We start from the raw sequence: 12,720 nt of genomic DNA, 5'->3' as shown, positions 1-12,720 counted from the left end.
GCTCCCACAGTGGATCTTCGTTGTTCCTGAGAGCCAAGCCCGTCCATTTAAGTGCTTTCGCACACCGGCGGCTGGCGTTATCCTCTATTTCACCTAAACAGCCAAAGGGCGGCTAAAAGCAACCTTGAACGCACCCATAGCAGAACCCCATCGTTTCCTCCTCGAGCCGTTTGAGGCTCGTCGTTTCGCCAATCTGTGCGGACAGTTCGACGAGCACCTGCGCCTGATCGAACAACGCCTGAGCATCGAGATCCGCAATCGCGGCAATCAGTTCGAGCTCATTGGTGAACCCCAGCACACCACGTCTGCAGAAAACCTGCTGCGTCGCCTCTACCGCGAAACCAAGGGTAGCGAGCTGTCGCCGGAGACGGTGCACCTGTACCTGCAGGAATCAGCCGTGGAAGACCTGGCCAACAACCCGGTGGCCGAAGCCAGCGTGGCGCTGCGTACCAAAAAAGGCATGATTCGCCCACGCGGCTTGAATCAGCAGCGCTACGTCAAGGAAATCCTCGGCAACGACATCAACTTCGGCATCGGCCCGGCCGGTACGGGCAAGACCTACCTGGCCGTGGCCTGTGCGGTGGATGCCCTGGAGCGCGAACAGGTGCGACGCATCCTGTTGGTGCGCCCGGCAGTGGAAGCGGGCGAGAAGCTGGGCTTTCTGCCCGGCGACCTGGCCCAGAAGATCGACCCGTACCTGCGCCCGCTGTACGACGCACTGTATGAAATGCTCGGCTTCGAATATGTAGCCAAGCTGATCGAGCGCCAGGTGATCGAGATCGCCCCACTGGCCTATATGCGCGGCCGCACCTTGAACAACAGCTTCATCATTCTCGACGAAAGCCAGAACACCACGGTCGAGCAGATGAAGATGTTCCTGACCCGTATCGGTTTCGGCTCAACGGCAGTGATCACCGGCGATATCACCCAGGTCGACCTGCCCAAGGGCACCAAGTCGGGCCTGGGCCAGGTCATCGAAGTGCTCAAGGACGTGCCGGGGATCAGCTTTACCCATTTCATGCCCAAGGACGTGGTGCGTCACCCGCTGGTGCAGCGCATTGTCGAGGCCTACGAGCGCTTCGAACACCGCGACGATGGCCTGTCGAAGGACAACCGTCGCGATGCTTGAGCTTGACCTGCAACTGGCCACCCAAGCGCCAGCCCCCAGCGAAGCACAGTTCCGCCAATGGTGCGCACTGGCCCTGCGCCAGCGCACCGCCGACTCGGAACTGACCATCCGCCTGGTGGATGAGCCTGAAGGCCGCGAGCTGAATCACACCTGGCGCCAGAAAGACTACGCAACCAACGTGCTGTCGTTCCCCGCCGATGTACCGGATGAATTGCTGGATATCCCGCTGCTGGGTGACCTGGTGATCTGCGTCGAGGTGGTGGAGCGCGAGGCAAAGGAACAAGGCAAGGCCCTGGAGGCCCACTGGGCCCACCTGGTCATGCACGGCTGCTTGCATCTGTTGGGTTACGACCATATAGATGATGAAGAAGCCGAAGAAATGGAAGCACTGGAACGAACGTTGCTTGCAGAGTTGGGTCATCCTGATCCCTATGCGGACGACGAACACTAATCGACACTCAACTGAAACAATCAAGGATTTAGAGTAATCGCTATGAGCGAAGACCGATCGAGCAACGGGCAAAAGTCATGGCTGGGTAAACTGACCCAGGCTTTTGCCCACGAGCCGAAAAACCGCCAGGAGCTGCTGGAGCTGCTGCGCGAGGCCCATCAGAACAAGTTGCTGGACAGCGAAGCGCTGGCCATCGTCGAAGGCGCCATCCAGGTGGCTGACCTGCAAGTCCGGGACATCATGGTCCCGCGTTCGCAGATGATCAGCATCAAGGCGACCCAGACCCCACGGGAATTCCTCCCGGCCGTGATCGACTCGGCGCACTCGCGCTACCCGGTGATCGGCGAAAGCCATGACGACGTCATGGGTGTCCTGCTGGCCAAGGACTTGCTGCCGCTGATCCTCAAGGAGAACGGCGACAGCTTCAACATCAAGGACCTGCTGCGCCCTGCGACCTTCGTGCCTGAGTCCAAGCGCCTGAATGTGCTGCTGCGCGAATTTCGCGCCAACCACAATCACATGGCCATCGTCATTGACGAGTACGGCGGCGTCGCCGGCCTGGTGACTATCGAAGACGTGCTGGAACAGATCGTCGGCGATATCGAAGACGAACACGACGTCGAAGAAGACAGCTACATCAAGCCGCTGCCCAGCGGGGATTTCCTGGTCAAGGCGCTGACGCCGATCGAGAACTTCAATGAGTTCTTCGATAGCGAATTCTCCGATGACGAATTCGACACCGTCGGCGGCCTGGTGATGAGTGCGTTTGGCCACCTGCCCAAGCGCAACGAAACCACCGAGATCGGCGCCTATCGCTTCCGCATCCTGAATGCCGATAGCCGTCGCATCCACCTGATCCGCCTGACACCTATTGCCCGCTAAGGACTGATATGCGCCGTCTCACCGCACCCGGCTGGCCCGGTAACCTGCTGGCCGTGGTGGCCGGTGCTATCACCACCCTGGCGCTGGCGCCGTTCGATATCTGGCCGCTGGCACTGGTGGCGGTCGGGGTGTTCTATGCCGGCATGCGCCAACTGACACCACGCCAGGCCTTCGGGCGTGGCTGGTGTTTCGGTTTTGGCCTGTTTGGGGCGGGCACCAGCTGGATCTACTACAGCATCCATCACTTTGGTGGCGCTTCGGTGTTGCTGGCCGGGATGTTGATGCTCGCGTTCACCGCAGCGATCGCCCTGTTCTTCGCTCTACCCGCCTGGCTCTGGGCGCGCTGGCTGCGCCGCAACGAAGCGCCCCTGGCCGATGCCTTGGCGTTTGCCGCGCTGTGGGTGGGCCAGGAAGCGTTTCGCGGCTGGTTCCTCACCGGCTTCCCCTGGCTGTACTCCGGTTACAGCCAACTCGACGGGCCGCTGGCCGGGCTCGCGCCGCTGGGCGGGGTGTGGCTGATTTCGTTTGCCCTGGCCCTGAGCGCTGCGCTGATCGTCAACCTGCCCCGCATGCTGGCGGCCCGGCGCAACGTGTTTGTCGGCGCCGGCCTGGTACTGCTGGTCGCACCGTGGGCCATTGGCCTGGCACTCAAGCACCATGCCTGGACCAGCCCCGCAGGCGAGCCGCTGACCGTCGCCGCGATTCAGGGCAATGTCGAACAGAGCATGAAGTGGGACCCGGCGCAGCTCAACGAGCAACTGGCGCTGTATCGCGACATGAGTTTTGCCTCCAAGCGCGTCGACCTGCTGATCTGGCCGGAAACCGCCGTGCCAGTGCTCAAGGAGTCCGTCGAGGGCTACCTGGGGATGATGGGCAAGTTCGCCGCTGACCGAAACGGTGCAATGATCACCGGCGTGCCGATTCGCCAGGAAGTGCGCCATGAAAAGCGCTACTTCAATGGCATCACCGTGGTCGGCCAGGGCGATGGCACCTATCTGAAGCAGAAGCTGGTGCCCTTTGGCGAATACGTACCGCTGCAGGATGTATTACGCGGCCTGATTGCGTTCTTCGACCTGCCGATGTCGGACTTTGCCCGCGGCCCTGAAGATCAGGCGCTGCTGCAAGCCAAGGGCTATCAGATCGCGCCGTACATCTGCTACGAAGTGGTCTACCCCGAGTTCGCCGCCAGCCTCGCCGCCCGCAGCGACTTGCTGCTGACCATCAGCAATGACACCTGGTTCGGCACCTCCATCGGCCCCTTGCAGCACCTGCAAATGGCCCAGATGCGCGCCCTTGAGGCTGGCCGCTGGATGATCCGCGCCACCAACAACGGCGTGACCGGCCTGATCAACCCGTACGGGCAGATCACCGAGCAGATCCCGCAGTTCCAGCGGGGCATCCTCTACGGTGAAGTGGTACCGATGCACAACCTGACGCCGTACCTGCAATGGCGCTCGTGGCCGCTGATCATTCTGTGCCTGGGGCTGTTTGGCTGGGCGTTGCTGGCCGGGCGCATGGCCAAGACGGTCTAGGCAGAAAAACACAAAACCCAATGTGGGAGCGGGCAAGCCCGCTCCCACAGGTTGATGTGCGGCGTTAACGGTAGAACAGCCGGTAACCTACCTGTCCCACCGCCTCATTGATCAACTGCCCGCTCTGCCAGATCGACTTGAACTCCGGCATCCAACCACCCAGCGGCCGGGCATTGTCCACACCCAGGAAGCCGACCGGCGCCGGCACTACGGTAAAGCCGGCCTTCTCGAAGCTCCACACCGAACGGGGCATATGCCAGGCCTGGGTCACGAGCACCACGCGCTTGACGCCCTGGGGCAGCAGGATCTCGGCACTCATCTGCGCATTTTCCCAGGTCGTGCGGCTGCGTTCTTCCTTCCAGCGCACGGCTACGCCAAAGTCTTGTTGCATCGACACCGCCATCAACTCCGCCTCGCTGGGCGGCGTGCCATAGTGCAGGCCGCCGGTGGTCAGCACCGGCAACCCCGACGCCTTGGCCAATCGCGCCGCATACCGCTGGCGCTCAAGGCCGACACCGGTCGGTTGGTCTGCGCCCCAGGCCGGATCGCCCCGCTCGCGACCCGAGCCCAACACCACAATGGCATCGGCCCGTTGCGCCAGGCTGGCCCAGTCTTCCACGGCCAATGGTGGTTCGGTTTCCAGCGCCCGTGCGCCCCACTCCACCATCACCGGCAGGCTGATCAGCCACATCCCGCCAAACCCCAAGGCAAAGCACAGCCCAGCCAAGCGCGGGCGGCTGCGACGAAACCACCAGGCAAGGGCCAGCAGCAGCAAGAGAATGCCGGGCGGCAGCAATAATTGTTTAATGAAATAACGAATAGGCATCGAGCATCTCCAAAGATGCCCGAAGCCTAAGGTGTAACGGGGTTTAGCGACAATCTTTACACGCGGCGGATAACGCTGATCAGGTTACTTGAATCGTGCAGACCGCAGCTTTTCCGGGCCACGGCTGGCCGACAAGTCCTTGAGCCATACCACCTTGGACGATCGCACCGCCTCCCTGGCTGGCACAGGAGCCACCCATTGCGGGATTGGGCGCGCGTTCAAGTCCAGGTAGGCCTTGATCACTTCAAACTCTGCGGGGCTCAAGCCTCGCAGTTCCAGCTCATCAGGCCGTTCGTCACGCAATCGGCCAGCGGTTCTGGCTGCGTCCAGTGCTCGACCCAAACGGTCGATCAGTCCTTCATACACTTCAGGTTTCGTTCTCATTCGCTGCGAATCAACCATCCCCTCACCTCATTAAAGATAAGTCTCACTCCCCAATAAACAGCGTAGCTGCGCTGACGCAACCAACCGCGCGCCGCGACCAACGGCCTGCGCTGCGCAATCAGGGTTTCCCTCGATAGAGTGGGGTCATGTATGCTACGGCGCTTCCTGTAACTCCACTTCCCGCAGGGTTTGGGCACGGACGCGCCGCTTTTTGGTGTCGATCAACCCGGACAATGCACCGAAGAGGATTAGGCCACCCCTATTCAGTTCAAAAGTAGCCATGCACGAACAATATCAGCCCCGTGAAATAGAAAATGCCGCCCAAACTTTCTGGGATGAGCAAAAGTCCTTTGAAGTCAGTGAACAGCCAGGCAAGGAGACTTACTACTGCCTATCGATGTTCCCTTACCCCAGCGGCAAACTACACATGGGGCACGTGCGTAACTACACCATCGGCGACGTGATTTCCCGCTATCAGCGCATGCTCGGCAAGAACGTCCTGCAACCTATGGGTTGGGACGCCTTCGGCATGCCTGCGGAAAACGCCGCGATGAAAAACAACGTAGCGCCCGCCAAGTGGACCTACGAAAACATCGCCTACATGAAGTCCCAGCTGCGCAGCCTGGGCCTGGCCGTGGACTGGTCCCGCGAAGTGACCACCTGCAAGCCGGACTACTACCGCTGGGAACAATGGCTGTTCACTCGCCTGTTCGAAAAAGGCGTGATCTACAAAAAAAGCGGCACCGTGAACTGGGACCCGGTCGACCAGACCGTCCTGGCCAACGAGCAAGTGATCGACGGTCGCGGCTGGCGTTCCGGCGCGCTGATCGAGAAGCGCGAAATCCCGATGTACTACTTCAAGATCACCGCCTACGCGGATGAACTCTTGTCGAGCCTCGACGACCTGCCGGGCTGGCCTGAACAGGTCAAGACCATGCAACGCAACTGGATCGGCAAGTCCAAGGGCATGGAAGTGCAGTTCCCGTACAACGTCGATTCCATCGGCGCCGAGGGCGCACTGAAAGTCTTCACCACCCGTCCGGACACCCTGATGGGCGCGACCTACGTCGCCGTGGCCGCGGAACACCCGCTGGCCACCCTGGCCGCCAAGAACAATCCTGAGCTGCAGGCTTTTATCGCCGAATGCAAAGGCGGCAGCGTGGCAGAAGCCGACGTCGCCACCCAGGAGAAAAAAGGCCTGCCAACCGGCCTGTTCGTCGAGCACCCGCTGACCGGTGAAAAACTGCCGGTGTGGGTCGCCAACTACGTGCTCATGCACTACGGCGATGGCGCAGTAATGGCCGTACCGGCCCACGATGAGCGCGACTTCGAATTCGCCACCAAGTACAACCTGCCGATCAAGTCGGTGGTACGCACCAGCTCCGGCGACAGCAACCCGGCCCCGTGGCAAGACGCCTACGGCGAGCACGGCACCCTGATCAACTCCGGCGAGTTCGACGGCCTGGACTTCGCAGGCGCTTTCGACGCCATGGAAGTCGCCCTGATCAAGAAAAACCTTGGTGCCTCGCGCACCCAGTTCCGCCTGCGCGACTGGGGTATCAGCCGCCAGCGCTACTGGGGCTGCCCGATCCCGATCATCCACTGCGAAAGCTGTGGCGATGTGCCAGTGCCGGAAGACCAACTGCCGGTGGTACTGCCAGAAGACGTGGTGCCAGACGGCGCCGGCTCGCCGCTGGCGCGCATGCCCGAGTTCTACGAGTGCACCTGCCCCAAATGCGGCCAGCCTGCCAAGCGTGAAACCGACACCATGGACACCTTCGTCGAGTCCTCGTGGTACTACGCCCGCTACGCCTCGCCACACTATGAAGGCGGCCTGGTGGAAAAATCCGCAGCCGACCACTGGTTGCCGGTGGATCAGTACATCGGCGGTATCGAACACGCGATTCTGCACCTGCTCTACGCGCGCTTCTTCCACAAGCTGATGCGCGACGAAGGCCTGGTGAGCTCCGACGAGCCGTTCAAGAACCTGCTGACCCAAGGCATGGTGATCGCCGACACTTACTATCGCCGCGAAGCCAATGGCGCCTACACCTGGTTCAACCCGGCGGACGTCGAGTTGGAGCGCGACAGCAAGGCCAAGGTGATCAGCGCCAAGTTGAAATCCGACGGCCTGCCGGTGGAAATCGGCGGCACCGAGAAAATGGCCAAGTCGAAGAACAACGGCGTTGACCCGCAGTCGATGATCGATCAGTTCGGCGCCGATACCTGCCGCCTGTTCATGATGTTCGCCTCGCCGCCCGATATGAGCGCCGAATGGTCGGACTCCGGCGTCGAAGGCTCGCACCGCTTCCTCAAGCGCGTCTGGCGCCTGGCCCATGCCCATGTCAGCCAGGGCTTGCCGGGCAAACTGGACGTGGCGTCGCTGAACGATGAGCAAAAACTGATTCGCCGCAGCACTCACCTGGCCATCAAGCAAGCCAGCCAGGACGTGGGCCAGCATCACAAGTTCAACACCGCTATCGCCCAGGTGATGACGCTGATGAACGTGCTGGAAAAAGCCCCGCAGGTCACCGAGCAGGACCGCGCGCTGGTACAGGAAGGCCTGGAAACCGTCGTGCTGCTGCTGGCGCCGATTACTCCGCACATCAGCCACGACCTGTGGAGCCAGTTGGGCCACAGCGGCGCGGTGATCGACGCTACATGGCCGGTCGCGGATGACAGCGCCCTGGTACAGGACACGCTGCAACTGGTGATTCAGGTCAACGGCAAACTGCGCGGCCAGATCGACATGCCCGCCAGCGCCAGCCGTGAGGAAGTCGAAGCCGCTGCTCGCTGCAATGAGAACGTGCTGCGCTTCACCGAAGGCCTGACGATCCGAAAAGTGATCGTGGTGCCCGGCAAACTGGTCAATATCGTCGCTAGCTAATCGGATCGGGCGCCGGGGCAAGAGCCCTGGCGCCGAACAAAACCTCCAGGGCCTCGATAAGGCCCACATGGTTTCAAGGGGAGCAATAAAATGATCAAACGCAACCTGCTGGTTATGGGCCTTGCCGTATTGCTGAGCGCTTGCGGCTTCCAGCTGCGCGGCACCGGCACCACGGAACTGGCGATCAAGGAACTGGATGTCAGCGCACGCAACGCCTATGGCGAAACCGTGACCCAGCTGCGCCAAACCCTGGAAAACAGCGGCGTCAAAGTCTATCCCGGTGCAGCTTACAAGCTGGCGCTGATCGACGAGAAAGAAACCCAGCGTAATATCAGCTACGCCAGCGCCGGCCGCTCTTCGGACATCGAGCTGAGCAACATTCTCATGTTCCAGATCCAGGGCCACGACCAACTGCCGCTGATCAGCGACAAGTTGCAAGTGCAGAAGGTCGTGACTCATGACGGCAACAATCTGGTCGGCTCGGACACCGAGGTCAATCAGGTGCGCACTGAAATGCGTCGTGACCTGGTCCAGCGTATGGTGCTACGCCTGCAAATGATCAGCCCGGCCCAACTGGATGCCCTGCAGCAGACTGCCGACGCCAAGGCCAAGGCGGATGCCGAAGCGCTGAAAGCCGCGCAAGACTATGAAAACAGCATCCCCAAGCAATCGCCTGTTGAAGTCCCAGCCGAGTAAACCAGACGGGGCGCGTCAAGCGCCCCGTTCATCCTGCCTATGAAACTCGCTCCCGCCCAACTCGCCAAACACTTGCAAGGCAACCTCGCGCCTGTATACATCGTCAGTGGCGATGATCCGCTGCTGTGCCAGGAAGCCGCCGACACCATTCGCCAGGCTGCGCGCCAGCAAGGCTTTGATGAACGCCAAGTGTTCAGCGCCGATGCCAGCTTCGACTGGGGCTCCCTGCTCCAGGCCGGGGCCAGCATATCGCTGTTTGCCGAAAAACGCTTGCTGGAGTTGCGCCTGCCCTCGGGCAAGCCTGGGGATAAAGGCGCGGCAGCCCTGATGGAATACTGTTCACGCCCCGCCGAGGACACGCTGTTACTGATCAGCCTGCCCAAGCTCGATGGCAGCGCGCAGAAAACCAAATGGGGCAAGGCCTTGGTGGAAGGGGCGCAAACCCAGTTCATCCAGATCTGGCCGGTCGACAGCAGCCAGTTGCCGCAGTGGATTCGCCAGCGCTTGTCGCAAGCCGGGCTGTCTGCCACCCAAGATGCTGTCGAGCTGATTGCGGCTCGGGTCGAAGGCAACCTGCTGGCCGCCGCCCAGGAAATCGAAAAGCTCAAGCTGATGGCCGAAGACGGGCAGATCACCGTTGAAACCGTGCAAGGTGCGGTGGCCGACAGTGCAAGGTTTGACGTATTCGGGCTGGTGGACGCGATCCTCAATGGCGAACCGGCGCATGCCCTGCGCATGCTCGAAGGGCTGCGCGGCGAAGGTGTGGAGCCGCCAGTGATTCTCTGGGCCCTGGCCCGCGAACTGCGTGTGCTGGCCAATATTGCCCTGCAATACAGCCAGGGCACGCCACTGGACAAATGTTTCAGCCAGGCCCGCCCCCCGGTCTGGGACAAACGCAAGCCCCTGATGAGCAAGGCGCTGCAACGGCACTCGGCGCAACGCTGGGCGCAATTGTTGCTCGAAGCCCAGCGCATCGATGCGCAGATCAAGGGCCAGGCTGCCGGGTCGCCGTGGATGAGTTTGAGCCGTTTGTCGCTGCTTATGTCCGGCCAACGCCTGACACTGCCTGCCGAATAATAAATCCTCCAGAGCAACACAAAACCAATGTGGGAGCGGCATTTCACATTCAGACCGAGGCCATGTCCTACATCGCGCCGGGCTGGACAGCCGGCCAACTTCGGCAGATGATTCGCAGCGCATTACCCACCCATCGGAGAGCACCGATCATGAGCAAAAAGCCATCCAAGCATGGCCCCAACAAGGCCAAATCCATCATCGCCCAGCCGTTGTTCCGCAGTCGCCAGGAACGAGCCGGCAAAGGCAAAGGCAGCTACCGCCGCGAAGCCTTCCAGTCTAATAGCTGGGAGGCTTCTTACTTTCTGGCTGCCTGAAGGCAAGTGCCCCTCTGGCATGATAAGGTCTGCACCTGATTCGTATTTCCTGGACCTGTGCATGCCCTCTAGTCTTTCCCGTCGTTGGCACCTTCGCCAATTGATTGCTGCCTCCAGCCTGATCCTGTTAGTCGCCTGCGCCGAAAAACCCACCGCCGCCGACGCTCAGCCCCTGCCCACACTCCAGACCGCACCGGTTGCTGCACCCGCCGTAGTTGCGCCCCTGGCCGTGACCAATCTCGATATCCAACCGACCCAGACCTTCGCCGAATGGCAGGCGGGTTTTCGCGTCGAAGCCCTGAAGGCCGGCATTACGCCTGCAGTGTTCGACAGCGCCTTCGCCAACGTCACCCCTGACATGGCGATCATCCGTGCCGACCGCAGCCAACCGGAGTTCTCCCGGCCGGTGTGGGAATACCTCAACGGTGCCCTGTCGGCGTTGCGCGTGCGCAATGGCCAGGCATTGCTGATCAAGCATGCCGATATCCTGCAAAGCATCGAACAACGCTACGGCGTGGACCGCCAGGTATTGGTCTCGGTGTGGGGCATGGAAAGCAACTTCGGCTCCTTCCAGGGCAACAACTCGGTGATCCGCTCCCTGGCGACCCTGGCCTACGAAGGCCGCCGCCCGGCATTCGCCCAGGCGCAATTGCTGGCCGCGCTACAAATCATCCAGCATGGTGATATCCCAGCCGAACAGATGCGCGGTTCCTGGGCCGGTGCCATGGGCCAGACCCAGTTCATTCCAACCACCTATAACACCCACGCGGTGGACTTCGACGGTGACGGACGCCGCGACATCTGGAACAGCTCCGCCGACGCCCTCGCCTCCACCGCGCACTACCTGCAAAGCTCTGGCTGGCAGAAGGGCCAACCGTGGGGCTTTGAAGTGCAGCAATTGCCAACGAACTTCGACTACGCCCTGGCCGATGGCGTGGTGCGCAAGCCGGTGGGCGAATGGTTGAAACTCGGGCTGCAGGTGCCGGCCGGCGCCAGCGTGTCGCCCAACGTAGACACACTGTCCGCTGCCCTGCTGCTGCCGGCAGGCCACCGTGGCCCGGCATTCCTGGTGCTAGATAACTTCCGCGCGATCCTCAAGTACAACAACTCGTCGTCCTACGCCCTGGCAGTCGGCCTGTTGTCCGAGCGTTTTGGCGGGGGCGGCGTGATTCGCGGGGATTGGCCAACGGACGAACTGCCACTGACCCGCTCCCAGCGTATCGAGTTGCAGACGGTGTTGAGTGCCAAGGGTTATGAGGCGGGCAACCCGGATGGGATTATCGGAGCCAATACGCGCAAGGCGATTCGTGCGGCGCAGCAGTCGTTGGGCTGGCCGGCGGATGGGTACCCGACGGTGAAGTTGCTGGAATCCTTGCAGAGCCGCTAGAACTGCGTAAAGCGGCTACCGCCTTCGCGAGCAAGCCCACTCCCACAGGGGCAAATGCGGGCTTGCTGGCGATAACGGCCTGACAGACGACTAAATACTCAAGGTTTGAGCACCACATCCTGCTCCAGCACCAACCGCTGTTCCCCCGCATCCAGGCGCACCAAGGCGCCCATCGGCAAGGTCAGGTTCGGGTCGCAATGACCGCTGCGCCAGCCGGACAGGACCGGGATGCATAACGATGCGAACGTCTGTTTCAGCAGCCTGTCCAGCGCCGCGCTATCTACCCCCGCTACATCCCCCACCAGCACACCGCGAACCTGCGCCAACTTGCCCGCCAGGCGCAAATGCGTCAGTAGGCGGTCGATACGGTAGATCGGTTCGTTGACGTCCTCGATAAACAGGATGATGCCCTCGGCATCGATTTCGAACGGCGTGCCCATCACGGCCGCGATCATTGACAGGTTGCCCCCCAGCAGGCGCCCACTGGCGATGCCTGGCTCAACGGTGGTCAACGGGTAGGCCACCGGGTGCGCCAGCACACTGCCAGCCCCCAGTTGCCCACGCAGCAGGCTGAACAGCGATGATTCGGTGGGTTGTTGCTTGTCACCGAGCAGGTCGGCATTGAGCATCGGGCCGTGGAAGGTCACAAAACCGGCGTAGCGGCTGATCGCCAAGTGCAGCGCGGTGATATCGCTGTAGCCGACGAAGGGCTTGGGGTTGGCGGCCAGCAGGGCGAAATCCACGCCGTCGAGCAAACGTGGAGTGCCGTAGCCACCGCGCAGGCAGAAGATGGCGTCGATATCGGGGTCGGCGAAGGCTGCATGCAGGTCGCGCAGGCGTACTTTATCGCTGCCGGCCAGGTAGTCGTCGCGCTCGTACACCCCCGAGAAGATCCGCAACTCGTAGCCACGGGTACGCATCCATTGCCCGGCCTTTTCCACATCAAGCGCGGCAGGGCCGGCGGGGGCGATCAGGCCGATAGTGCCTTCAACTCGCAACGCGGGTACGACGGCACTCGCTTGAGCGGTCATCCATGTTCTCCCTATCTGTAGCGCAGAACCCAATGTGGGAGCGGGCTTGCTCGCGATGCAGGCGCCTCGGTATATCAGTTGCACCGAGGTGATGCTATCGCGGGCAAGCCCGCTCCCACACAAG

At 61.7% G+C, this 12,720-nt stretch carries 12 protein-coding genes; 9 read left to right on the top strand and 3 right to left on the bottom strand.

Going from position 1 to position 12,720, the window contains the following annotated elements:
- Positions 1 to 124: 124 nt before the first annotated feature.
- The 4 genes from BHC62_RS17405 to lnt are packed head-to-tail and all read left to right on the top strand — an operon-like array spanning position 125 to position 3,994.
- Complete coding sequence (locus tag BHC62_RS17405; protein WP_029292238.1) at positions 125 to 1,129, top strand: PhoH family protein; 1,005 nt, start codon at positions 125 to 127, stop codon at positions 1,127 to 1,129.
- Entirely contained in the window at positions 1,122 to 1,580 is a 459-nt protein-coding gene (gene ybeY, locus BHC62_RS17400; RefSeq protein WP_029292240.1) for an rRNA maturation RNase YbeY, read from the top strand. The genes BHC62_RS17405 and ybeY overlap by 8 nt, the downstream gene beginning before the upstream one ends.
- A gap of 42 nt (positions 1,581 to 1,622) precedes the next feature.
- Entirely contained in the window at positions 1,623 to 2,462 is an 840-nt protein-coding gene (locus BHC62_RS17395) for an HlyC/CorC family transporter (protein WP_005791724.1), read from the top strand.
- 8 nt (positions 2,463 to 2,470) lie between these two features.
- A complete protein-coding gene (gene lnt, locus BHC62_RS17390; protein WP_070995645.1) occupies positions 2,471 to 3,994 on the top strand; it encodes an apolipoprotein N-acyltransferase in 1,524 nt (507 codons plus the stop codon).
- 64 nt (positions 3,995 to 4,058) lie between these two features.
- On the opposite strand, the gene BHC62_RS17385 is transcribed toward lnt, so the two are convergent.
- The gene (locus BHC62_RS17385; RefSeq protein ID WP_070995644.1) at positions 4,059 to 4,820 is read right to left on the bottom strand and encodes a YdcF family protein; all 762 of its coding nucleotides are present in this window, start codon (positions 4,818 to 4,820) and stop codon (positions 4,059 to 4,061) included.
- A gap of 84 nt (positions 4,821 to 4,904) precedes the next feature.
- Positions 4,905 to 5,222 carry a hypothetical protein gene (locus BHC62_RS17380; RefSeq protein ID WP_029292245.1) on the bottom strand — a complete coding sequence of 106 codons (318 nt, stop codon included), beginning with the start codon at positions 5,220 to 5,222 and terminating at the stop codon, positions 4,905 to 4,907.
- 262 nt (positions 5,223 to 5,484) lie between these two features.
- Here BHC62_RS17380 and leuS point away from each other — a divergent pair, with 262 nt between their 5' ends.
- The 5 genes from leuS (at position 5,485) to BHC62_RS17355 (ending at position 11,565) form a co-directional block, all read left to right on the top strand.
- Positions 5,485 to 8,091, top strand: a complete 2,607-nt coding sequence (gene leuS / locus BHC62_RS17375; RefSeq protein WP_070995643.1) for a leucine--tRNA ligase — start codon at positions 5,485 to 5,487, stop codon at positions 8,089 to 8,091.
- A gap of 90 nt (positions 8,092 to 8,181) precedes the next feature.
- Positions 8,182 to 8,787 (top strand): LPS assembly lipoprotein LptE, encoded by a 606-nt coding sequence (gene lptE, locus BHC62_RS17370; protein ID WP_070995642.1) that lies wholly within the window; start codon positions 8,182 to 8,184, stop codon positions 8,785 to 8,787.
- A 39-nt stretch (positions 8,788 to 8,826) separates the two neighbouring features.
- The gene (gene holA, locus BHC62_RS17365; RefSeq protein WP_070995641.1) at positions 8,827 to 9,864 is read left to right on the top strand and encodes a DNA polymerase III subunit delta; all 1,038 of its coding nucleotides are present in this window, start codon (positions 8,827 to 8,829) and stop codon (positions 9,862 to 9,864) included.
- 149 nt (positions 9,865 to 10,013) lie between these two features.
- Positions 10,014 to 10,178, top strand: coding sequence for an alternative ribosome rescue factor ArfA (arfA, locus tag BHC62_RS17360; RefSeq protein ID WP_003176285.1), 165 nt, complete (start codon positions 10,014 to 10,016; stop codon positions 10,176 to 10,178).
- A 61-nt stretch (positions 10,179 to 10,239) separates the two neighbouring features.
- The gene (locus BHC62_RS17355) at positions 10,240 to 11,565 is read left to right on the top strand and encodes a lytic murein transglycosylase (protein ID WP_070995640.1); all 1,326 of its coding nucleotides are present in this window, start codon (positions 10,240 to 10,242) and stop codon (positions 11,563 to 11,565) included.
- Between the two features lie 98 nt (positions 11,566 to 11,663).
- On the opposite strand, the gene BHC62_RS17350 is transcribed toward BHC62_RS17355, so the two are convergent.
- Positions 11,664 to 12,596, bottom strand: a complete 933-nt coding sequence (locus tag BHC62_RS17350) for an LD-carboxypeptidase (protein ID WP_070995639.1) — start codon at positions 12,594 to 12,596, stop codon at positions 11,664 to 11,666.
- Positions 12,597 to 12,720: the final 124 nt, after the last annotated feature.

It is taken from the genome of Pseudomonas sp. 06C 126, assembly GCF_001855215.1.
In the GTDB taxonomy this organism is placed as follows: domain Bacteria; phylum Pseudomonadota; class Gammaproteobacteria; order Pseudomonadales; family Pseudomonadaceae; genus Aquipseudomonas; species Aquipseudomonas proteolytica.
Note: the sequence above shows the minus strand (reverse complement) of the source record. Positions and strands in the feature narration are given on the sequence as shown.

What these genes read in the sequence shown, in the direction of transcription:
- ybeY (WP_029292240.1), top strand. Translation starts at nt 1,122, where the DNA reads ATGCTTGAGCTTGACCTGCAACTGGCCACCCAAGCGCCAGCCCCCAGC.
- BHC62_RS17395 (WP_005791724.1), top strand. Translation starts at nt 1,623, where the DNA reads ATGAGCGAAGACCGATCGAGCAACGGGCAAAAGTCATGGCTGGGTAAA.
- lnt (WP_070995645.1), top strand. Translation starts at nt 2,471, where the DNA reads ATGCGCCGTCTCACCGCACCCGGCTGGCCCGGTAACCTGCTGGCCGTG.
- BHC62_RS17385 (WP_070995644.1), bottom strand. Translation starts at nt 4,820, where the DNA reads ATGCCTATTCGTTATTTCATTAAACAATTATTGCTGCCGCCCGGCATT.
- BHC62_RS17380 (WP_029292245.1), bottom strand. Translation starts at nt 5,222, where the DNA reads ATGGTTGATTCGCAGCGAATGAGAACGAAACCTGAAGTGTATGAAGGA.
- leuS (WP_070995643.1), top strand. Translation starts at nt 5,485, where the DNA reads ATGCACGAACAATATCAGCCCCGTGAAATAGAAAATGCCGCCCAAACT.
- lptE (WP_070995642.1), top strand. Translation starts at nt 8,182, where the DNA reads ATGATCAAACGCAACCTGCTGGTTATGGGCCTTGCCGTATTGCTGAGC.
- holA (WP_070995641.1), top strand. Translation starts at nt 8,827, where the DNA reads ATGAAACTCGCTCCCGCCCAACTCGCCAAACACTTGCAAGGCAACCTC.
- arfA (WP_003176285.1), top strand. Translation starts at nt 10,014, where the DNA reads ATGAGCAAAAAGCCATCCAAGCATGGCCCCAACAAGGCCAAATCCATC.
- BHC62_RS17355 (WP_070995640.1), top strand. Translation starts at nt 10,240, where the DNA reads ATGCCCTCTAGTCTTTCCCGTCGTTGGCACCTTCGCCAATTGATTGCT.
- BHC62_RS17350 (WP_070995639.1), bottom strand. Translation starts at nt 12,596, where the DNA reads ATGACCGCTCAAGCGAGTGCCGTCGTACCCGCGTTGCGAGTTGAAGGC.